Annotated in this window: 24 protein-coding genes; 11 read left to right on the top strand and 13 right to left on the bottom strand. The window is 72.2% G+C overall.

The window, feature by feature from the left end; genetic code table 11:
• The first annotated feature begins 68 nt into the window (after positions 1–68).
• Genes ACIBG8_RS07825 through ACIBG8_RS07835 form a run of 3 tightly spaced genes read left to right on the top strand, consistent with a single transcriptional unit; the run spans position 69 to position 3,207 of the window.
• Positions 69–980, top strand: coding sequence for an ABC transporter ATP-binding protein (locus ACIBG8_RS07825; protein WP_397341810.1), 912 nt, complete (start codon positions 69–71; stop codon positions 978–980).
• Positions 977–2,449: a hypothetical protein gene (locus ACIBG8_RS07830; RefSeq protein WP_397341811.1), complete on the top strand. Its 1,473-nt coding sequence runs from the start codon at positions 977–979 to the stop codon at positions 2,447–2,449. Before ACIBG8_RS07825 ends, ACIBG8_RS07830 begins: the two co-directional genes overlap by 4 nt.
• Positions 2,446–3,207 (top strand): ABC transporter permease, encoded by a 762-nt coding sequence (locus tag ACIBG8_RS07835; protein ID WP_397341812.1) that lies wholly within the window; start codon positions 2,446–2,448, stop codon positions 3,205–3,207. The genes ACIBG8_RS07830 and ACIBG8_RS07835 overlap by 4 nt, the downstream gene beginning before the upstream one ends.
• A gap of 14 nt (positions 3,208–3,221) precedes the next feature.
• On the opposite strand, the gene ACIBG8_RS07840 is transcribed toward ACIBG8_RS07835, so the two are convergent.
• Entirely contained in the window at positions 3,222–3,692 is a 471-nt protein-coding gene (locus ACIBG8_RS07840) for a pyridoxamine 5'-phosphate oxidase family protein (protein ID WP_397341813.1), read from the bottom strand.
• A 71-nt stretch (positions 3,693–3,763) separates the two neighbouring features.
• Here ACIBG8_RS07840 and ACIBG8_RS07845 point away from each other — a divergent pair, with 71 nt between their 5' ends.
• Positions 3,764–4,918, top strand: a complete 1,155-nt coding sequence (locus ACIBG8_RS07845; RefSeq protein WP_397341814.1) for an MFS transporter — start codon at positions 3,764–3,766, stop codon at positions 4,916–4,918.
• Here the strand turns inward: ACIBG8_RS07845 and ACIBG8_RS07850 are convergent.
• Positions 4,911–5,471: a helix-turn-helix domain-containing protein gene (locus ACIBG8_RS07850; RefSeq protein ID WP_397341816.1), complete on the bottom strand. Its 561-nt coding sequence runs from the start codon at positions 5,469–5,471 to the stop codon at positions 4,911–4,913. The genes ACIBG8_RS07845 and ACIBG8_RS07850 overlap by 8 nt on opposite strands.
• Before the next feature lie 60 nt (positions 5,472–5,531).
• Between ACIBG8_RS07850 and ACIBG8_RS07855 the strand changes: the two genes are divergently transcribed.
• Positions 5,532–6,413 carry an NAD(P)/FAD-dependent oxidoreductase gene (locus tag ACIBG8_RS07855; protein ID WP_397341817.1) on the top strand — a complete coding sequence of 294 codons (882 nt, stop codon included), beginning with the start codon at positions 5,532–5,534 and terminating at the stop codon, positions 6,411–6,413.
• Here the strand turns inward: ACIBG8_RS07855 and ACIBG8_RS07860 are convergent.
• The gene (locus ACIBG8_RS07860) at positions 6,397–6,966 is read right to left on the bottom strand and encodes a CGNR zinc finger domain-containing protein (RefSeq protein WP_397341818.1); all 570 of its coding nucleotides are present in this window, start codon (positions 6,964–6,966) and stop codon (positions 6,397–6,399) included. The genes ACIBG8_RS07855 and ACIBG8_RS07860 overlap by 17 nt on opposite strands.
• A gap of 33 nt (positions 6,967–6,999) precedes the next feature.
• Here ACIBG8_RS07860 and ACIBG8_RS07865 point away from each other — a divergent pair, with 33 nt between their 5' ends.
• The 3 genes from ACIBG8_RS07865 to ACIBG8_RS07875 are packed head-to-tail and all read left to right on the top strand — an operon-like array spanning position 7,000 to position 8,642.
• Entirely contained in the window at positions 7,000–7,872 is an 873-nt protein-coding gene (locus tag ACIBG8_RS07865) for a hypothetical protein (RefSeq protein ID WP_397341819.1), read from the top strand.
• A gap of 27 nt (positions 7,873–7,899) precedes the next feature.
• Positions 7,900–8,223 (top strand): ArsR/SmtB family transcription factor, encoded by a 324-nt coding sequence (locus ACIBG8_RS07870; RefSeq protein WP_397341820.1) that lies wholly within the window; start codon positions 7,900–7,902, stop codon positions 8,221–8,223.
• On the top strand, positions 8,220–8,642 hold the full coding sequence (locus ACIBG8_RS07875; RefSeq protein WP_397341821.1) for an SRPBCC domain-containing protein: 423 nt from the start codon (positions 8,220–8,222) through the stop codon (positions 8,640–8,642). The genes ACIBG8_RS07870 and ACIBG8_RS07875 overlap by 4 nt, the downstream gene beginning before the upstream one ends.
• Here the strand turns inward: ACIBG8_RS07875 and ACIBG8_RS07880 are convergent.
• From ACIBG8_RS07880 to ACIBG8_RS07905, 6 genes are read right to left on the bottom strand one after another with little or no spacing between them, the layout of a single operon-like run.
• Positions 8,639–8,851 (bottom strand): hypothetical protein, encoded by a 213-nt coding sequence (locus tag ACIBG8_RS07880; RefSeq protein ID WP_397341822.1) that lies wholly within the window; start codon positions 8,849–8,851, stop codon positions 8,639–8,641. The genes ACIBG8_RS07875 and ACIBG8_RS07880 overlap by 4 nt on opposite strands.
• A gap of 3 nt (positions 8,852–8,854) precedes the next feature.
• On the bottom strand, positions 8,855–9,586 hold the full coding sequence (locus ACIBG8_RS07885; RefSeq protein WP_397341823.1) for an alpha/beta fold hydrolase: 732 nt from the start codon (positions 9,584–9,586) through the stop codon (positions 8,855–8,857).
• Positions 9,583–10,200, bottom strand: a complete 618-nt coding sequence (locus tag ACIBG8_RS07890) for a LysE family translocator (RefSeq protein ID WP_397341824.1) — start codon at positions 10,198–10,200, stop codon at positions 9,583–9,585. Before ACIBG8_RS07890 ends, ACIBG8_RS07885 begins: the two co-directional genes overlap by 4 nt.
• Before the next feature lie 15 nt (positions 10,201–10,215).
• Entirely contained in the window at positions 10,216–11,187 is a 972-nt protein-coding gene (locus ACIBG8_RS07895; RefSeq protein ID WP_397341825.1) for a helix-turn-helix transcriptional regulator, read from the bottom strand.
• A gap of 15 nt (positions 11,188–11,202) precedes the next feature.
• Complete coding sequence (gene menD / locus ACIBG8_RS07900) at positions 11,203–12,855, bottom strand: 2-succinyl-5-enolpyruvyl-6-hydroxy-3-cyclohexene-1-carboxylic-acid synthase (protein ID WP_397341826.1); 1,653 nt, start codon at positions 12,853–12,855, stop codon at positions 11,203–11,205.
• Complete coding sequence (locus ACIBG8_RS07905; RefSeq protein ID WP_397341827.1) at positions 12,852–13,745, bottom strand: o-succinylbenzoate synthase; 894 nt, start codon at positions 13,743–13,745, stop codon at positions 12,852–12,854. Before ACIBG8_RS07905 ends, menD begins: the two co-directional genes overlap by 4 nt.
• A 71-nt stretch (positions 13,746–13,816) precedes the next feature.
• On the opposite strand from ACIBG8_RS07905, the gene ACIBG8_RS07910 reads away from it, so the two are divergent.
• The 3 genes from ACIBG8_RS07910 to ACIBG8_RS07920 all read left to right on the top strand — a co-directional run bounded on the left by ACIBG8_RS07910 (position 13,817) and on the right by ACIBG8_RS07920 (position 16,785).
• Positions 13,817–14,947 (top strand): AMP-binding protein, encoded by a 1,131-nt coding sequence (locus ACIBG8_RS07910; protein ID WP_397341828.1) that lies wholly within the window; start codon positions 13,817–13,819, stop codon positions 14,945–14,947.
• A 52-nt stretch (positions 14,948–14,999) separates the two neighbouring features.
• Positions 15,000–15,317: a hypothetical protein gene (locus ACIBG8_RS07915; protein ID WP_397341829.1), complete on the top strand. Its 318-nt coding sequence runs from the start codon at positions 15,000–15,002 to the stop codon at positions 15,315–15,317.
• Between the two features lie 172 nt (positions 15,318–15,489).
• A complete protein-coding gene (locus ACIBG8_RS07920) occupies positions 15,490–16,785 on the top strand; it encodes a sigma-70 family RNA polymerase sigma factor (protein ID WP_397341830.1) in 1,296 nt (431 codons plus the stop codon).
• Positions 16,786–16,792: 7 nt separating this feature from the next.
• Here the strand turns inward: ACIBG8_RS07920 and ACIBG8_RS07925 are convergent, their stop codons facing one another.
• The 4 genes from ACIBG8_RS07925 to ACIBG8_RS07940 are packed head-to-tail and all read right to left on the bottom strand — an operon-like array spanning position 16,793 to position 19,784.
• Positions 16,793–17,401 (bottom strand): hypothetical protein, encoded by a 609-nt coding sequence (locus tag ACIBG8_RS07925; protein WP_397341831.1) that lies wholly within the window; start codon positions 17,399–17,401, stop codon positions 16,793–16,795.
• A 3-nt stretch (positions 17,402–17,404) separates the two neighbouring features.
• Positions 17,405–18,811 (bottom strand): multicopper oxidase family protein, encoded by a 1,407-nt coding sequence (locus tag ACIBG8_RS07930; RefSeq protein ID WP_397341832.1) that lies wholly within the window; start codon positions 18,809–18,811, stop codon positions 17,405–17,407.
• Positions 18,811–19,263: a hypothetical protein gene (locus ACIBG8_RS07935; RefSeq protein ID WP_397341833.1), complete on the bottom strand. Its 453-nt coding sequence runs from the start codon at positions 19,261–19,263 to the stop codon at positions 18,811–18,813. Before ACIBG8_RS07935 ends, ACIBG8_RS07930 begins: the two co-directional genes overlap by 1 nt.
• Positions 19,260–19,784, bottom strand: a complete 525-nt coding sequence (locus ACIBG8_RS07940; protein ID WP_397341834.1) for a hypothetical protein — start codon at positions 19,782–19,784, stop codon at positions 19,260–19,262. The genes ACIBG8_RS07935 and ACIBG8_RS07940 overlap by 4 nt, the downstream gene beginning before the upstream one ends.
• Positions 19,785–20,028: the final 244 nt, after the last annotated feature.

The following is a 20,028-nucleotide window of genomic DNA, read 5'->3' on the forward strand; positions in this document are numbered from 1 at the left end:
ACCACCTAACACCGGCATGACAGGGACCGTTCTGCCCCCGTTAGGCGCACCTGCGTACAACTCTGGCCATGCGAGCAACCATCGACGTCGACGGCCTGCGCAAGCGCTTCGGCCAGACCCAGGCCCTCGACGGCATGACCTTCACCGTACGGCCGGGTACGGTCACCGGCTTCGTCGGACCCAACGGCGCCGGCAAGTCCACCACCCTGCGCGTCATCCTCGGCCTCGACGCCCCAGACGCGGGCACCGCCCTGGTCGGCGGAAAACCGTACCCGACACTCGAAACCCCGCTGCGGCACGTCGGCGCCCTCCTCGACGCCGCCGCCCTGCAGCCCAGCCGCACCGCGCGCAACCACCTGCTGTGGCTGGCCCACTCCCAGGGCCTCGGCGCCGCCCGCGTCGAGGAGGTGCTGCGCCTGACCGGCCTCGACAGCGCCGCCCACCGCCGCGCCGGCGGCTTCTCCCTCGGCATGCGCCAGCGCCTGGGCATCGCCGCCGCCCTGCTCGGCGACCCGCCCGTCGTCATCCTCGACGAACCCTTCAACGGCCTCGACCCCGACGGCATCGTCTGGATGCGGGAATTCCTCACCGACCTGGCCCTCCAAGGGCGCGCCGTCCTGGTCTCCAGCCACCTCATGAGCGAACTGCAGGACACCGCAGGCCACCTCGTCGTCGTCGGCCGCGGCCGCGTCCTGGCCGACACCAGCGTCGCCCAGCTCCTCGCCGCCGTCGCCGGCGACCGCGTCACCCTGCGCACCACCGCCCCCGACCAGGCCACCGGCCTCCTGGCGAACGCCGGAGCCACCGTCACCCCCAACGCCACAGGACTGACCGTCTCCGGGCTGCCCAGCGAGCAGATCATCGCCCTGCTCGGCCCACGCGGCGTCCCCTTCTCCGAAATCTCCGCCCACCGCGCCACCCTCGAAGAGGCCTACATGGAGCTCACCAAGGACGCCGTCGAATACCGAGGCACCCGATGATCCGCGCCGAATGGACCAAGTTCAGGACCGTACGCGGCTGGGTCGCCGCCATGGCCGCAGCCGCCCTGCTCATGATCGGGCTCGGGCTGCTGGCCGCCAACGGCAGCAGCGGCTCCTGCGACGGCGCCCCGGGCAGCGTCTGCCCCGTCGTCCTGACCGGACCCGAGGGCGAGCAGGTCAACGACCGCTTCGAGTTCGTCCACCGCACCCTGGACGGCGACGGCGCCATCACCGCCCGCGTCGCCGAACTCACCGGCATCATCACCTACCCGCCACCCAACCACGACCAGATCGTCACCGGCGTCGTGCCCTGGGCCAAAGCCGGAGTCATGATCAAGGACGGCACCCGGCCCGGCTCCCGCTACGCCGCCGTCACCCTCACCGGCGCGCACGGCGTCCGCATGCAACACAACTTCGTCCATGACACCGCGGGCGGCGAAGGCGCCTGGCTACGCCTCACCCGCACCGGCGACACCCTCACCGGCCACGTCTCACCCGACGGCAAACGCTGGACCCCGATCGGCGACGCCGACCTCACCGGCCTGCCACGCACCGTCCAGATCGGCCTGTTCGTCACCTCCCCCTGCGACCTGACACTCAAGCAGGGCGACCTCGGCGGCACCATCGGCCAGTGCCGCTTCACCCAGGCCACCGCCACCTTCGACCACGTCACCCCAGCGGGCGGCTGGACCGCCACCGACGTCGGCTTCGCCGGACACCTCACCGACTGGGAACGCCTCCACACCCCCAACGGCCTCATCACCAGCGGCGACACCCTCACCGTGTCCGGCACCGGCGACATCGGCCCCTCCACCGAGGGCCAGCCCATCGAGACCACCCTGTCCGGCCTCATCGCCGCCCTCCTGGTCGTCATCGTGGTCGCCGTCCTGTTCATCACCGCTGAATACCGGCGCAACCTCATCCACACCACGCTCCTGGCCTTCCCCCGCCGCACCGGGGTCCTGGCCGCCAAAGCCGCCGTCATCGCCGCGGTCACCTTCGCCACCGGCCTCATCGCCGCCGCCGTCGTCGTGCCCGTCTGCAGCGCCATCCTGCGCGCCAACGGCATCCCGCTGCGGCCCGTCAGCACCCTCACCGAGCTCCGCGTCATCGCCGGAGCAGCCGCCTTCATGGCCGTCGCCGCCGTCTTCGCGCTGGCCGTCGGCGCGCTGCTGCGCCGCAGCGCCTGGGGCGTCATCGTCGCAGCCGTCACCATCGTGCTGCCCTACACCCTGGCCACCACCTCGATCCTGCCCGTCGAAGCCGCCCGATGGCTGCTGCGCCTCACCCCGGCCGCCGGGCTGGCCGCCATGCAGAGCATCCCGGCCTACGAACAGGTCGTCTCCAACTACGCGCCCCAGCTCGGCTACTACCCGCTGCCCCCGTGGGGCGGGCTGGCCGTCCTGTGCGCCTACGCCGCCGGCGTCCTGGCCCTGGCCACCGTACGGCTGCGCAGGAGGGACGCATGAGCCGCCACCTGCGCGCCGAATGGACCAAAGCCACCACCCTGCGCGGCACCGGCTGGATGCTGCTGGGCATCGTCGCGCTCGCCGTCCTGGTCAGCGCCGCCGCCACCGCCACCGTCACCTGCGACGCGGTCCGCTGCGGCCAGGACACCACCAAGCTCGCCCTCATGGGCATCCAGGCAGGACAGGTCGTCGTCGCGGTCCTGGCCGTGCTGTCGATCGGCGACGAGTACGGCACCGGCATGATCCACACCACGCTCCTCGCGCTGCCCCGGCGCACCGGGATGCTGGCCGCCAAAGCGGCCGTGCTCAGCGCCCTCGTGCTGGGCGCGGCCATCCCCGCCGCCCTCGCCTCGTGGCTCCTGGGGCGGCTCATCCTGCCGGCACGCGGGTTCCCGCCGCTGCCGCCCCTCACCGACCCGACCACGCTGCGCGCGGTGGCGGGATCGGTGCTCTACCTGGTGCTCGTGGCGCTGCTCAGCCTCGGCCTGGCCACCATCGTGCGCGACCCGGCCGCCGGAGTGGGGACGGTGCTGGGCGTGCTGTTCCTCCTGCCGATCCTGGGCGCCATGATCCCCGACCCCGACTGGCAGAGGTGGGTGTGGAAGATCTCACCCATGAACGCCGGCCTGGCCATCCAGAGCACCCGATACCTGGCAGAACTCCCCCTGACCCCCTGGGCCGGCCTGGGCGTCGCCGCCGCCTGGGCCGCCGCCTCCCTGGCCACCGCCACCCGCCTCCTGCACACCCGCGACGCCTAGAGCGCGGCTCCGGGCTACTGGCGCTTGATCCGGCGGGTGCCCCGGCCCGGGTGCCAGGTGTCGATCACCATCAGGTCACCCTCGACCCGCGTCCACACCACCTCCTCCACCTCGACCCGGAACAGGTGCGGCCCCTCCCCCGGCATCTCGAACCTGGCCAGCACGGCCGGGTCGGTCACCTCGACCGCCCGGCCCGCCAGCTTCGCGTCGCCCGGCCACGACGACGGATTCGCCTCGTCCGCGTCAGGGGAGGAGGTGTGCAGCGCCATCCGCGGGTCCCGCCGCAGGTCCAGCGCTTTCAGCGAGCCCGGCATCGAGCCGAGCCACAGCTCGCCGTCCCTGAAGTCGGTCTCGGTGCCGCTCACCCGCGGCGAGCCGTCCTTGCGCAGGGTGGCCAGCACCTTGTGCTTGTGCGACCCCATCAACGCCAGCACCTGACGCGCCAGATCCGGCGCCTCCCTCTCGAACTCCGTCCAGGAAACCATGCGGCCATCCTGCCCGGTTGTGCTGGAGACGGGGAACCCGGCAGACTCGATCCGGTGAATCTGGGGAGAACGTGACAGACCTCGCGCAAGGCGTCAAAGCCCGACGAGCCGTCGCCTACTTCTTCGCCGTCCTGGGCCTCGTGTCCGGCGTCTGGGCCGCCCGCATCCCCGCCGTCAAGCAGAACCTCTCCCTCACCGACGGCGAGCTGGGCCTGGCCCTGCTGGCCGTCGCCGTGGGCCTGGTCCTCGGCATGCAGTTCGCAGGACGCCTCACCGACCGCCTCGGCAGCGCCGCCGTCATCGTGCCCGCCGGCGTGGCCTCCAGCCTCCTCATGATCCCCCCGGGCTTCGCCCCCAACCTGGCCGCCCTCATCGCCGCCCTGTTCGCCTGGGGCATGGTCAACGCCTGCCTCGACGTCGCCATGAACACCCACGCCGTGGAGGTGGAGCGCGTGTACGGCAGGCCGCTCATGTCCTCCTTCCACGGCATGTTCAGCGTCGGCGGCCTCATCGGCGCCGGTCTCGGAGCCCTGTTCGCCTGGCTGGAGGTGCCTCCCGGCCCCACCTTCACCGCCGTCACCCTCCCCCTGGCGGCGCTTGCCGTACTGGCAAAGCGGGCCCTGCTCCCCACCGCCAGAACCGACCACCACGAGCCCAGGAAGCGCGCCCGCTGGTCGGGCTGGATCGTCTTCATGGGCGTCATGGCCTTCTCCGGCCTGGTCGGCGAGGGGGCTGCGGGCGACTGGAGCGCCGTCTACCTGCACGAACACCTCGGCACCGCCCCCGGCCCCGCCGCCATCGCCTTCGCGGTGTTCTCCACGTGCATGACGCTCGGCCGCTTCGCCGGCGACTGGCTGGCGCTCAAGCTCGGCCCGGTCAGGCTGGTGCGCTGGTCGGGGCTGCTGGCGGCGGCCGGGCTCGGCGGGGCGCTCGTCGTCGCCCAGCCCGCCGCGGCGATGGCCGGGTTCGGGCTGTTCGGCCTGGGCCTGGCGACGCTGGTGCCGCAGGTGTTCTCGGCCGCGGGCAACCACGACCCGGCCCGCGCGGGCGAGGCGATCGCCCAGGTGGCCACGCTCGGCTACGCGGGCCTCATGCTGGGCCCGGTCATCATCGGCGGCGCGGCCGAACTCGTCGGCCTGCCCGCCGCCCTGACCATCCCGGTGCTGTTGTGCTTGTTCATGGCCGCGTCAGCGGTGTCGCTCAAGCCGAGCGCCTTTACTAAGTAGATTTCTTACGGGGCTGCGCCCGCACGTGGATGCGCTCGCCCTGGCTGCCGAACAGGCTCAGCACCTCCACCGGCGCCTCGTCGGCGCTGCCGAACCAGTGCGGCACCCGGGTGTCGAACTCGGCGACCTCGCCCGCCTTCAGCACCAGGTCGTGCTCGCCCAGCATCAGCCGCAGCCGCCCGCTCAGCACGTACAGCCACTCGTAGCCCTCGTGCGTCTTCGGCTCGGGCTTAGACCTGCCGCCCGGGATGACCATCTTGAACGCCAGCAGTCCCCCAGACTCGCGGGTCAGCCGCACGATCGTCATCCCGTTGAGCTCCTCCGGCCGCAGGTGGACACGCGGATCGCCCACCGGCGGCGCTCCCACCAGGTCGTCCAGCGACACCCGGTGCGCCCGCGACAGCGCCAGCAGCAGCTCCAGCGTCGGCCGCCTGCCACCCGACTCCAGCCGCGACAGCGTGCTCACCGAGATGCCGGTCTCCTGGGCCAGCTGCGCCAGCGTCAGCCCGCGCTCCACCCGTACGGCCCGCAGCCGTGCACCCACTTCGTCCATGTTTGCCATGCTAGCAAACCAGGTTTGCCAATAGCGCCTCCGGTCGCGCAAGGTGAACGCATGGAACACGACGTGATCATCGTGGGCGGCGGAGCCGCCGGACTCAACGCGGCGCTCGTCCTGACCAGGGCGCGCCGCAACGTACTCGTGATCGACTCGGGCACGCCGCGCAACAGGTTCGCCGGCCACCTGCACGGCTTCCTGTCCCGCGACGGCCTGCCGCCGCACGAGCTGCTGGCCATCGGCCGCAAGGAGGTCGAGGGGTACGGCGGGCAGTTCGCCCAGGGCGAGGTCACCCGGGTGGAGCAGGTCGAGGGCGGCATCGCCGTCACCTTCGGCGACCGCCGCGTCACCGCGCTCCGCGCCCTGGTGACCACCGGCCTGACCGACGAGCTGCCCGCCGTCGAGGGACTACCGGAGCGGTGGGGCAGGGACGCGCTGCACTGCCCGTTCTGCCACGGCTGGGAGGTGCGCGACCAGCCCCTGGGCGTGATCGGCGGCACCAGCCGCTCGGTCCACCAGGCCTCACTGGTGAGCCTGTGGTCGCCGGACGTGACCCTGTTCACCCACACCATGCCGCCCCTGTCGGAGAAGGACGCCGCCCAGCTCGCCGAACGCGGCGTCAAGGTCGTGGACGGCGTGGTCGAGCGCCTCGTGGTCGAGCAGGACGCGCTCACCGGCGTGGAGCTGGCCGACGGTTCCGTGGTCGCCCGGTCGGCGGTGTTCGTGGCCCCGGCGATGGTCGGCAACCTCGACTTCCTCAAGGGCGTGGAGACCGAGACCAACGAGTTCTTCACCCGCGTGGTCGTCGACGCCATGGGACGCACCAGCGTGCCCGGGTTGTGGGCGGCGGGCAACGTCGCCGACCCCATGGCCCAGCTCATCACCGCAGCGGCGGCGGGCTCGGCGGCGGCCGCGAGCATCGTCAGCGACCTTCTCTAGGGATCACCGGGACGGGCGTGGCGCGGCGGGCCCGGTAGGCGGCGGCCTTGGCGCGGTTCTGGCACGACAGCCCGCAGAAGCGGCGCGAGGCGTTGCGCGTGGTGTCGAAGAAGACCAGGTCGCAGGAGCCCGCCTGGCACTGGCCGAGCCGCTGACCCTGGCCCACGCCCATCACCATGGCCAGCGCGGTGCCGGCGTTGGCCGCCCACTCCTCCACCAGCGGCGCGCCCGGCTGGTGGAAGGCCAGTTGCCAGGGCCCTTCCGCCGGGCCGTGCAGGGCAGGGACGGCCGCGTGCCGTACGAGCATGGTGTTGAGCGAGGTGGCCGCGCCCAGGAAGGCGGGCAGCAGTTCCTCGGCCACCCGCGTCAGCCCTTCGACGTCCGCGGCGCTCACCTCGGGCCAGGGCGGCTCGGCCGGGGGCAGGACGACCCGGCGGCCGTGCGCGGCGCGGACGGCCAGGTGGTTGACCAGGTCGACGGCCACGCCCGCCCACCGTCCGACATAACTGTCTACCTGGGATTGACCAGTGATGCTCCACACGTCTATCGTCACTGTCATAGCTTATCTAGCCAGTGAGGAAATGTGATGGATGTTTTCGCCGGACTCGCCCGCCGGATGTGGCACCAGATCGAGCCCGTCCACGCCGCCCTCTACTTCGCCCCCCAGGCCTTCGACGAGGCAGCCAAGCTCGGGCTCGACGTCGAGTCGCGCTGGCCGAGCTACTTCGCCTGGCGCACCGCGCCGCTGGGCGCCGCAGGACCGGCCCTGGTGACGGCCACCTACTACAGCTTCAGCCCCGCGATGATCGCCGGGATCGTGCCCGGCATCTGGCACACGGCGAGCCCGGAGAAGCTGCTGGACAAGCGGCTCGTGGCGATGGACAGGACCCTGCGCGACATGCTCGGCGACGACGCGTTGAACGCCAAGGAGGCGGCCGAGCTGGCCATCGAGGCGGCCGAGTCCGTCGACGTGGAACACCGGCCGATGGCCGCCGCCAACCTCGACCTGCCCTGGCCCGACGAGCCGCACCTGGCGCTCTGGCAGGCCTACACGGTGCTGCGCGAGCACCGCGGCGACGGCCACCTGACCGCGCTGCGGAACGCCGGGCTGGACGGCTGCGAGGCGCTGGTGTCCTTCGCCGCCGTCGGCGCCGCCCCGGTGGCCAACTTCGCCGGGCGCGGGTGGAGCGAGCAGGAGTGGGCGCAGGCCCAGGACCGTCTCCAGGAGCGCGGCCTGGTGAACGCCGACGGCACCGCCACAGAGGCGGGCCGCGCGCTGCGCGACCAGGTCGAACGCACCACCGACGAGCTGGCCGCCCGCCCGTGGCGCGCGCTCGGCGAGGCCAGGGCCGAACGGCTGGCGCAGCTCAACCTGCCCTTCCTGGGCGCGGTCTTCGAGGCCGGGATCCTGCCCATGACCAGCACCCTGGGCATCGGCACCATCCAGGCCCCCGCCTGACAAAGGTTGCCGCTATCGTTAAACGTTGTGACCGATCTGGACGCCACCCTGGCCGCCCTCGCCGACCCCACCAGGCGCAAGGTCATCGACCTGCTGCGCCAGGGCCCGCGACCGGCCGGGGAGCTGGCCCAGGCCGTGCAGATGAGCCCCCCGGCGCTGAGCAGGCACCTACGCGTGCTGCGCGCCAAAGGCCTGGTCGAGGCAGAAGCGGGCGAGCAGGACGCCCGCCTGCGCCTCTACACCCTGCGCCAGGAGCCCTTCACCGCGCTGCAGGCGTGGCTGGACCAGGTGCAGGCCTTCTGGGCCGAGCAGCTCGGCTCCTTCAAGGAGCACGTGGAGCGCACCCGGTGAACGCCGTCCAGGCCACCGTCACCGTCCCGGTCGACCAGCAGACCGCCTTCGCCGTCTTCACCGCCGAGATCGACGCCTGGTACGTGCGCGGCCCGCACAGCTGGGTCGACCAGGCCAAAGCCGTCGGCATCCGCTTCGTCGACGGCTACCTGCGCGAGCTGTGGTCGGACGGCGGCCACGTCGACGTCGGCCGCGTCATCGCCTGGGAGCCGCCGCACCGCCTGGCCTGGGCCGACCTGCTCAACGACGGCGCGGCCATGGAGATCGAGGTCGTCTTCACCCCCGACGGCGACGGCACCAGCGTCACCCTGGAACACCGCGGCCTGGACACCCTGCCGCCCGAGGTGGAACGGCGCATCAGGCGCGGCTACTCCTGGAACATCGCCCTGCGCTGGTATGCCGAGGCCCTCAACGGCTAGCTCCTGCCGTACTTCTTGTGCACGGCCTGCTTGCTCACCCCGATCACGTCGGCGATCATCGCCCACGGGAACCCGGCCATCCGCGCCCTGCGCACCTGGACCGCCTCCAGCCGCTCCACCTCGCGCCGCAACGCCGTCGTGGCGCGCAACGCCAGCAGCGGGTCGTCGTCCTGCGCCTGGGTGATGAGCGTCGCCAGGTCGTTCGTCATGAGCTAAAGGTAGTCCAGCAGCAGCGCCGCGATCTCCTCAGGACGCTCCAGCCCCGGCAGGTGACCGGCCCACTCCAGCTCCACCAGCCGTCCGTTCGGCAGCGACGCCGCCACGTGCCTGGCGCTCTCACGGAAGAACGGCAGGTCGTGCCCGCCGCCCACCACCAGCGCCGGCGTCTCGATCAGCGTCAGGGTGACCTCGTGGTCCACCTGAGCCAGCTCCTCCCCCGCCAGCTGCAGCTCGAAGGCGTGCCGCTGCATCTCCCCCACGAACGCCCGCATCTCGGCGGTGGCCGAGGGGCCCAGCCAGGTGCGCACGTTCAGGTCCGTGGCCGCAGCCACGTCGCCCGCCTCCAGCAGCCGGTTCTCCTCGGCGCCGAACGCCTTCTTGTCCGGGGTGGCGGGCAGGTCGGAGCCAGGGTTGAGCAGCACCATGCGGCTGACCAGCCCGGCCTGCGCCAGTTGCAGCGCCACGTGGCACCCGTAGGAGGAGGCGGCGACCGCCACCCTGGACAGGCCGAGGGAGGCCAGCAGCTCCGTCACGTCCCCCACATCGCTGTACGGCCCGGCCGCCTCGTAAGGCGTCTCCCCGAAACCCCGCAGATCAGGCCGCACCACCAGGAACCGGGCGGCCAGCGCCTCCCACTGCGGGTCCCACATCCGCGCGTCGCACACCCCGGAGTGGAGCAGCAGCAGCGGTTCACCCGATCCGGCTCTGCCGTACCGCAGGGTCATCGTGACTCCATCACCAGCCGCACGCCCAGCCCGATGAGCACGACGCCGGAGACCTGCTCCAGCCGCCACCTGACCTTAGGCCTGCTCAGCAGCGCCTTGGCCCGGCCCACCATCCAGATCACCCCGACGTACCACAGCAGGTCCACCAGCACCCACACCACTGCCAGCGTGACCAGCGTTACTGGCACGTTGGCGCCCTCGGGCACGAACTGCGGCAGGAACGACATCGCGAACACCGCCGCCTTGGGGTTGGCCAGGCAGGTGCCGAACCCGGCCAGGTACGACCTGCCCCACCCGTCGACCGCCTTGCCCTCTTCGGGCAGCCCGGAGCCCGCACGCCTGGCCTGCCACAGCGACTGCGCGCCCATGTAGAGCAGCACCAGCGCGCCGACGATCCGCATGGCGTCGTAGGCGACCTCGGAGGCCAGCACCAGCGCCGACAGCCCGAACGCCGCGGCCAGGGCCCACAGCAGGATGCCGGTCTCGTTGCCCAGCAGGGCCGCCATGCCGCTGCCGCGCCCGGCTCGCAGGGTCTGACGCAGGATGATCGCGGTGCTGACCCCGGGGACCATGGCCACCAGGACGCACGCGCCGACGAAGGCGAGGAGGAACATGATCCCCATCCTGGGTTATCCGTACAGATTCCTCAACGCGGTTATCTCCGCCGTCATCAGCTCCCGCAGCTCCTGCGGCGCCAGCACCTCCACCGACGCGCCCAGCCGCAGCAGCAGCCAGCGCGCGTGGTTCAGCGACTCCACCGGCAGCGTGATCGTCACCCAGCCCTGCTCGTCGGGCTCACCCGCCCCGGCCAGCGCGGCGGTGACGACGTCGGTGCCCAGCGTGTAGGCCAGCAGGCTGTCCATCCCCGGCGCGACCCGCACCACCGCCTCGGCGGTGTACATGCGCTCGCGGAACTCCTGGGCGTAGGAGCGCCAGAACGCGGTCAGCTCGAAGTCGGCAGGGCGGGTGAACGTGCCGGGCAGCACCTGCACGGTCAGGATGCGCGAGACCCGGTAGGTGCGCGGCGACCCGCCCTCGGGCGCGGCCACCAGGTACCAGGAGCCGCCCTTGAGCACCAGCCCGTAGGGGTTGACGACGCGCTCGACCTCCTGCTGGCCCCAGCGCCGGTAGGTCATCCTGATCGGCCGCTCGTCCCACACCGCCTCGGACACCTCGCCCAGGAACGGCACGTCGTCCGAGCTCCGGTACCAGCCGGGCACGTCCAGGTGGAACCGTTCCCGCATGCGGGCCGCCTGCGAGCGCGGCTCCGGCGGCAGCGCCGCCAGCAGCTTCAGCTCCGCGTTGGCCGCCACCTCCGCCAGCCCCAGCTCCGCCGCCGGACCAGGCAACCCGGCCAGGAACAACGACGACGCCTCCTCCGGCGTCAGCCCGTTCAGCCGGGTACGGTACCCGTCCAGCAACTGGTAGCCGCCCAAAGGACCGCGATCGGCGTACACCGGCACCCCGGCCCCCGACAGCGCCTCCACGTCCCGGTACACGGTGCGCACCGACACCTCGAGCTCGCCGGCCAGCTCGGTCGCCGTCATCCGCCCGCGCGTCTGCAACAGCAGCAGCAGCGACAGCAGCCGTCCGGCGCGCACAGTGTCAGCTCCGCGTCAGGTCAACGACGCGCGGATCGCCGACTGGGCCACCTCGCGCATCGCCGCGTGCAGGGCCGCGTTCTGCTCACGCTCCGTCCGCACCTCCACCACGCGCAACCCCTCCCCGCGCAACGCCTTGGGCAGCTCGCTCAGATCACTGACCAGCGTGTACGGCGTGCCGGTCGCCGCCACGGCGTACTCCAGGTTGACCCCGTGCGGGGTGCCGAAGATCCGCTCGAACGGGTCGCGCAGCGCCGCCTGCGGCAGCAGCGAGAAGATGCCGCCGCCGTCGTTGTTGACCACCACCAGGCACAGGTCCGGCCTGGGCTCGCGCGGCCCCAGGATCAGCCCGTTCTGGTCGTGCAGGAACGTCAGGTCACCCAGCAGCGCGAACGACGGCCCGTTGTGCGCCAGCGCCGCCCCGATCGCCGTCGACACCAGCCCGTCGATGCCCGACGTGCCGCGGTTGGCCAGCAGCCTGATGCCGCGCCTGGGCCGCATCGCCTGGTCCAGGTCCCTGATCGGCATCGACGAGCCGCAGAACAGCAGCGCCCCGTTCGGCAGAGCCTCCACCAGGTCGCGCGCCAGCCGCGGCTCGCTCAGCCCCGAGGTGTCCAGCAGGTCGTCGATCGCCGCCCGCGCCGCCGCGTCCGCCCGCCGCCAGCCGTGCAGCCAGCTGTCGTCACCGGCCGCGACCGGGATCTCGACCGCCTGCGCCACCTGCGTGGCCGAGCGGGTCGGGTCGGGCCAGCGCGACAGGTCGGTGGCCACCACGATGTGCTCCGGCGCCCGCTTCAGCCACGACAGCAGCGGCCGCGACAGCCCGGGACGGCCCAGCGTCACCACCACGTCGGGCGGGTATGCGTCGGCGAACTCCGGCGTGCCCAGCAGGAAGTGGTAGGTGGAGATGGCGTGGTCGCCGTAACGGCCGCCGCCGTTCGGCTCCGACAGCACCGGCCAGCCCGCCATTCCCGCCGCGGCGATATAGCGGCGCACGTTGGCCGCGCCGTCGCCGACCACGAGCACGCCGCGCCTGGTCGGCGGCAGGTGCAGCGCCACCGGCGGCGGCGCCACCCGGGCGCGCACCCACGGGCCGTCGGCGTCCAGCGGCTCGCACCACGTGGTGTCGCCGTCGGGGATGAGCGGCTCGCGGAAGGCCAGGTTGAGGTGCACCGGGCCGGGGTCGGAGGGGCCCATCGCGCGCTGGTAGGCGCGGCAGGCCAGCGAACGCCAGTAGGCGATCTGGCCAGGACGCTCCTCGGGGACGCCGACCTCGGCGAACCAGCGGGTCGCCCCGCCGTACACCTTGACCTGGTCGATCGTCTGGTTGGCGCCGGTGCCGCGCAGCTCGGGGGGCCGGTCGGCGGTCAGTACCAGCAGCGGCACGCCCGACTCGCTCGCCTCGATGACGGCCGGGTGGAAGTTGGCCACCGCCGTGCCGGAGGAGCAGATCAGCGCCACCGGGCGCTCCATCCGCCGGGCCAGGCCCAGCGCCACGTAGGAGGCCGAGCGCTCGTCGATGCGCACGTGCATCCGTACCCGCGACTCGGCGTGCAGCGCCAGCGCCAGCGGGGCAGAGCGGGAGCCGGGCGACAGCACCACGTCGGTCAGCCCGCACCGCACCAACTCGTCGACGAGGACCGTGGCCAGCGCGGTGGCGGGGTTCACTGGGCGGCCTCCTGCATCCGGTGGAGCCATGACGGCGACTGGATCTCATATTCCGACAAAGCTTGAAGGTTCACCGGGGGGCGGCGTACCTCGATGAAACCGTCCACGGCCACCAGAGAGTCTGTCACGACATCGCCCGACAGCAGCGACATCGTGCCCAGCCCGCACGCGTACGGCAACTCCGGCAGCGCCGCCGCCAGCGCCAGCCCCGCCGCCAGGCCCACCGACGTCTCCACCGCGCTGGACACCACGGCCGGCAGCCCGCAGGCTTCCACCACCCGCAGCGCGTTGCGCACCCCGCCCAGCGGCTGCACCTTGACCACCGCGATGTCGGCCGCCTCGGCGGCCTTCACCTTCAGCGGGTCCTCGGCGCGCCTGATCGACTCGTCGGCCGCGATCGGCACGTCGGCCTTCCTGCGCACCTCGGCCAGCTCCTCCAGGGTGGCGCAGGGCTGCTCGGCGTACTCCAGGGTGAAGCGGTCGAGCTCCTTGAGGTGGCGCACCGCCTCATCCACGCTCCAGGCGCCGTTGGCGTCCACCCGCACCTTGCCCTGCGAGCCCAGCGCGTCCCGCACCGCCTCCACGCGCGCGAGATCCTCGGCGAAGCTCTGACCGCGCTCGGCCACCTTCACCTTGGCCGTCGTGCAGCCCGAACCTCTGACCAGCTCGAAAGCGCGCTCAGCCGACACAGCTGGAACGGTGGCGTTGACCGGGATCCGCGAGCGCACCGCCCGGGGCCAGCCGTCGAACGCCGCCTCCCGCGCGCACGCCAGCCAGCGCGCGCACTCCCGCGCCCCGTACTCGGGGAAGGGCGAGAACTCCCCCCACCCGGCGGGCCCGTGGATGAGCACGCCCTCGCGCACGCTCTGACCACGAAAGCGGGTACGCATAGCAATCCTGAAGACCCGCGGTGTCAACGCCCGTTCTCCTGTCCGATGCCTGTGCCCATAACCTTACGAGCATGAGGAGGAACCCGTCGCATCCGGACCGGCCCTTGCACGCGCTCACGCTGCCGCCCGGTCCACGCCTGTTCGAGGCCGTCACGGCGGCCCTGTCGGGCGAGGGTCCCGCGGTCCTGCCGCTGCCGCCCGGCATGGATCCAGGACCGCTGCGGCCGACCCACGTGGACGGGGTACGGCAGGCCGACGGCGAAGGGGTGCCGCCCGACGTCGCGGTGGTCATCGCCACCAGTGGCAGCACCGGCACGCCCAAGGGAGTGCAGCTGTCGGCGCAGGCGCTGCGGACCTCGGCGGCCGCCTCGCTGCGCAGGCTCGGCGCCGCCAAGGGCGAGCGGTGGCTGTGCTGCCTGCCTCCGTCGCACGTGTCAGGGCTGCAGGTCCTGGTCCGATCGATCCTGGCCGAGGCCGAGCCGATCATCCACGAGCGGTTCGACCCCGTAGCAGTACTGGAGTCGGGCGCGACGCACGTCTCGCTCGTGCCCACCCAGCTCCACCGGCTGGTGGCCATGAACGCCGACCTGTCGGTGTTCGGCACCGTTCTCCTCGGCGGCGCCGCCCCCATGCCCGGCCTGCTGGCCGAGGCCAGGGCGCTCGGCGCCCGGGTGGTCACCACGTACGGGATGAGCGAGACGAGCGGCGGCTGCGTGTACGACGGCCGCCCCCTTTACAATGTAGATCTCAAAATCGGGGACGACGGGCGCATCCTCATCTCCGGCCCGGTGCTGTTCTCCGGCTACCGGTTCGGCGAGCCGTACGACGGGGGCTGGTTCGCCACCTCCGACCTCGGCGAGCTCACCGGCGGCCGGCTGCGCGTGCTGGGCAGGGCCGACGACGTCATCAACACCGGCGGCGAGAAGGTGGTCGCCGCCTCGGTGGCCGCCGTCCTCGCCCGCCACCCCGAGGTCGCCGACGTCGCCGTCGTGGGCACGCCCGACCCCGAGTGGGGCGAGGCCGTCACCGCCTTCGTCGTGCCAGCCGACCAGAGCCGCCCGCCCACCCTGCAGCAGCTGCGCGCCTACGCCGCCGACCGCCTCCCCCCCTACGCGGCGCCCCGTGAACTGCGGATACTGTCCGCGCTTCCTCTGCTGGCGAATGGCAAAACCGATATGGCCGCGCTCCGGACCGGAACCTGACGGGCTCCGGCTGCGTCATAGTGAGTGCAGCTGGAACGACAAGGAGTCCTTCATGAAACCGACCCGCAAGATGTGGGTGTCAGCGGGAGTCGTCGGCGTCATCGTCGTCGGCGGAGCCTCCGTGGCCGCCGCTGCCTCGGCGGGCAGGATCGAGAAGGCAGCCCAGGAGACGAAGGCAGTGGTGGAGCAGCAACAGCCGGCGGCCGAGCCGTCCCCCACCCCCACGACCCCCGACTTCGTGGTCTCCCACGAGGTCAACGGCGACCCCCAGAAGGTGGCCGAGTACTGGACGGGCGAGCGCATGGAACAGGCCGAGCCCATGCCCATGCCGGAAGTGGTGATCAACGGCGAGGTGAAGCCGGCCGGCTGAGCTTTTGCCTGCAGGGCAGATCACCTCATAGGCTGATCTGCCCTTTTTTCGTGGCCGCGGGAACAAATGGCGGCCTGTGGCGTTATTGATACTGGTGCGCCGAGCGGCCGCAGCCGCCCCACCCAAACTTCTGACGACTGTTGTACGACTCCGTGATGGAGGAGGTGTCCTCATGCCCACAACCGCCGTGGCTACCCAGCCAGCCACCCTCGACGAGCTCCTTTCCCGAGGGCGAGCGCAGGGTCACCTGTCCCTTGCGGAGCTGCGCGACGCTTTCGCCCAGGCCGGCATCAGCCCCACCGAGGGCCGGTCCATCCTGCGCGAACTCACCGAGGCAGGCGTGAGCCTGGCGGCAGAGAACGAGCCCTCTCTGGGCGCGGCCCCCAAGGCGGCACGCAAAAAGGCCACGACCACGAAGAAGACCGCTGCAAAAAAGGCGGAACCCGCCAAGAAGGACGCTCCCAAGGCCTCCGACGAGGACGGGCCGGACGAGGTCGTGCTGTCCGCTGAGGACGCCGAGATCGAGGCGGAGCCGCTCGACCTGGACGACAACCAGTCCGTCATGGGCGACTCGGTGCACACCTACCTGAAGTCGATCGGCCGCCGCACGCTGCTCACGGCGGCGCAGGAGGTCGACCTGGCCAGGCGCATCGAGGCCGGCCTGTACGCCGAGTACAAGCTGGAGTGTGAGGATAATCTCACCCCCGCCCGCCGCGCCGACCTGGAACTGGTCGTCGAGGACGGCAGGCAGGCCAAGGACCACATGCTGGAGGCCAACCTGCGCCTCGTGGTCTCGGTCGCCAAGAAGTACACCGACCGCGGCATGGCGCTGCTCGACGTCGTGCAGGAGGGCAACCTCGGCCTGATCCGCGCGGTGGAGAAGTTCGACTACACCAAGGGCTTCAAGTTCTCCACCTACGCCATGTGGTGGATCCGCCAGGCCATCCAGCGCGGCTTCGCCGACTCCGCCCGCACGATCCGGCTCCCCGTGCACGTGCTGGAGATGTTGTCGAAGCTGTCGCGCATCGAGCGCGACATGCACCAGAAGCTCGGCCGCGAACCCACCCCGGAGGAGCTGGCCGTCGAGCTGGACAAGACGCCCGACCAGATCGAGGAGCTGCTGCGCACCAGCAGGCAGCCGATCTCCCTCAACGCCACCATCGGCGAGGACGGCGAGACGACCATCGGCGACCTGATCGAGGACGTCGACTCCCCCGAGGCCTCCGAGATCGTCGACCGCCAGCTCCTGGGCGACCAGTTGCGCGGCGTGCTGGAGAACCTGTCGCCGCGCGAGGCGCGCATCATGGCGCTGCGCTTCGGCCTGGTGGACGGCAAGCCGCACACCCTGGACGAGATCGGCAAGCACCTGGGGCTGACCAGGGAGCGGATCAGGCAGCTGGAGAAGGAGTCGCTGTCCAAGCTGCGCCACCCCAGCAACACCCGCCCGCTGCTCGACTGGGCCAGCTGACGTCGTCTCAGGTACGGCCCGGCACCGACGTGGTGCCGGGCCGTACTGCTGCCAGCAGCACCGCCCAGGCCGGGAACATCGCCCACACCACCACGCCGGGCACCCCTCCGGCCACCCACGCCCACGGCACGTCGAACACCGCGGTGACCAGCGCGCCGACGGCGAACGCGACGACCGCGACCGGCAGCCCGACGGCCACCGCCCGCCCGAACCCGGTCACGGCCCCGGGCAGCGCGCCCGCGCGGGCACCGGCGGCGCTGATGCCGCCCGCCCAGCACATGGCGGCCACCCCGCACAGGCTGACCGGCACGACCTGGTAGGCGAACGGCAGCAGCCCGGTGACCAGCAGCACCTGCAGCACGACCACCCCGATCGAGGCCACCAGCCCCACCCGCGTCCACCGGCGCGCCCGCGCGTCGCCCGGCATGAGCCGCCCCAGCCCCACGACGACGGGCACCAGCGCCACGTACTGCAGCGCCGTCAGGACGTCGTTGGCCAGGCCGTACCAGCCTTCCTGCCCTCCTGCCTCCCAGGGCCGCGCGGCCACGTAGAACAGCACCAGGAACGCGGCCGCGACCAAGCCGAGGACTCCGCTGACGCCCGCCCATGCGCGCATGTCTCACTCCGATGAGTTGTTCGCAGAACCGCCGATGAGGAAGGGCGTCGTCACGCCCTCGTACATGAGGTGCGCCATGAGCCCCTCGCCCGCGTGCGGCAGGTCATGGCAGTGGTCGACCCAGATGCCCGGGTTGTCGGCCACGAACTCCAGGTCGTAGGACTCGCCGGTGCCGACGTTCAGCGAGTCGACCCACCAGGGGCTGCCGGTCGCCGCCACCCCGTTCCTGGACAGCACCACCGCGTGGTGGCCGTGCAGGTGCATCGGGTGCACCTCGCCGCTGTCGTTGACGATCGTCATGCGCACCACGTCCCCTTCGGCGACCATGAACATCGGCATGTCGGGAAACAGGTGCCCGTTGACGGTCCAGTAGAGCCCGGGAACCCCGTCGATGAACCCCGGCCGCCTGCCGATCACGTAGCGGAAGCTCCGGTCGGGCGGGCCGAGCTTCAGGGGTACGGCGGTGCCGTACGTCAGCGGATCGACCGTCGCGGCCGGTCTGGCGCTCGGTGGCGGAGCGCCCGAGCCGAGCACCACCGACAGCGGCCCGCCGACCTGCACCCGGACAGGGCTGCCGTCGGCGGGCATCGTCACCTCGAGGTCGGCCCGCGCCCCCGCCGTCACCAGCACCGCCGCGCGCTCGAAGGGCGCAGGGCCGTGCACGTCGGTGCCGTCGATCGCCACCAGCCGCGCCGGAGCGCCGGTGACCCAGACCGAGGTGGCGCCGTTGTCGGTGTTGATCACCCTGACCCGCGCCCTGGCGCCCGGCGGCGCGGCCACCCGGGTGTCGCTCTCGGCCCCGTTGAGCGTGCGCGTCCCCCGGTAGAGATGCGTCAGGGCCACGACGTCCACGTCGGGGGCGCGCCCGGCCGGGTGGACGACCAGCGCGCCGAGCAGGCCCCCGGCCACCTGCTCGTGGGAGACCTGGTGGGAGTGGTACCAGAACGTGCCCGCCTGGCGGGCGACGAACCGGTACACGTACTCCTTGCCCACGGCCACCGCGTCCTGGGTGACCCCGGCCACGCCGTCTGCCGCGTTGGGCACGTCCACGCCGTGCCAGTGCAGGGTCACCCCGCCCGGCACCGAGGCGTTGACCAGCTTCACCTGCACGAGCTGCCCCTGCCTGGCCTCGATCGGCGGGCCGGGCGAGCTCCCATTCAGCGTGTACCCGTCCACCTGGCGGCCCGAGGCCAGCCGGAACCGCGCCTCGCGCGCGGTGAGCGTCACCTCGACGTCCGCCTTGCGCAGCGGATCGGCCACCAGCGTGGTGACGCTGCGCCCACCGTGACGGGCGTGCTCGCCCATCACCGAGTACGCCGAGGGGAGCAGGCTGTCCTGCCACATCCACCCGAGCGGACCGAGGACGGCCAGCGCCGCCACCCCCGAGATCACGAGCCGCAACCGGGACATCAGACCGTCGTCGCCACAGGCGCGTCAGCGCTCACCGGGTGCGCCCGCCGCCCGGTGTGCAGCGCGGCGGCGAACAGCAGCAGCGCGTTCAGCCCGTGCACCCCGCCCATCGCCGGGAGGTCGTGCCCGGCGTAGCCCAGGCTCGACTGCACGGCGACCAGCACGAGCACCAGCACCGCGAACTTCACCCCGCCGGGCACGCGGGCGAAGAAGGAGAACACCAGCAGCAGGACCGCCAGGGCGGGGATCACCAGGCCTCCGTTGATCCCGTGCAGGATGATGCCGATGACCTCGGGGAACGGCAGCTCCTCGCTCTGCATGACGGCCTTGTCGAACACGTTGCCGTCGGCGACCCACTTGCCCAGCCCGGCGATGGCCAGCGCGATGAACGCGCCCTGCAGGGCCACCTCGGCCGCGATGACGTAGGCCGTCACCTTGTAGACCACTCTCATCCTGTCGTTCCCTTCGAGATCGTCCTGACCAGTACGGCGGCGCCCAGCAGGCCCGCGCCCGGCGTGTAGGGGTCGGTGAGGAAGGCGCCGAGCAGCGCCGCGGCCGCGGCGCACGCGCCGAGGACGGGTCCGGCCAGCCCGGCCCGGCCCGCGGCGTACGCCAGCAGCACCAGCCCGGCGACCGCCCCCGCCACCAGGAGGGGTTGGGCGGCCCACCCCGCTTGAGCAGCGCCCATCGCACTGAGGGGTTGGGCCGTGCTCCACCGCGTGTTGGCCGCCAGCAGCGTCGCCTCGACCGTCCGTGCCGACGCCACGACGCCCAGCAGCGCCAACGCGACCGCTGTCCTCCTGCGGCCGTTGTGCCGGGCCAGGTCGCGGTAGACCAGGGCGGCCGACACGACGGCGAGCCACGCGCCCACCACCGACGCCCACGCGGCGGGCGCCGGTGCGAGCGCGGCCCCGGTGAGACAGACCGCCGCCGCGCCGACCAGGCCCAGCCCGCTGACCGCCCGCGTCCTCATGGACGCCAGGCTGCACGGGCGCATGTCCCGACGTCACGGGACAGCAGTCCCGACCAACCCGGGAAACACCCGACGGTGGCACTGATCCCGTTGGACGGGGCGTACGGCCCTCTATGGACCGACTGAGCAGGTCTTTGCCGGCTTACCTGCTCAAACCGAGTAGGCGAACCGCGCAAAGGACGCTGCCGCCGAGGGAGACCCCGGAAGCCCATGCCGTTCCCGTTCCGCGCACCTTAGGGAAGGG

This window comes from Nonomuraea sp. NPDC050556, assembly GCF_044457355.1.
In the GTDB taxonomy this organism is placed as follows: Bacteria; Actinomycetota; Actinomycetes; order Streptosporangiales; family Streptosporangiaceae; genus Nonomuraea.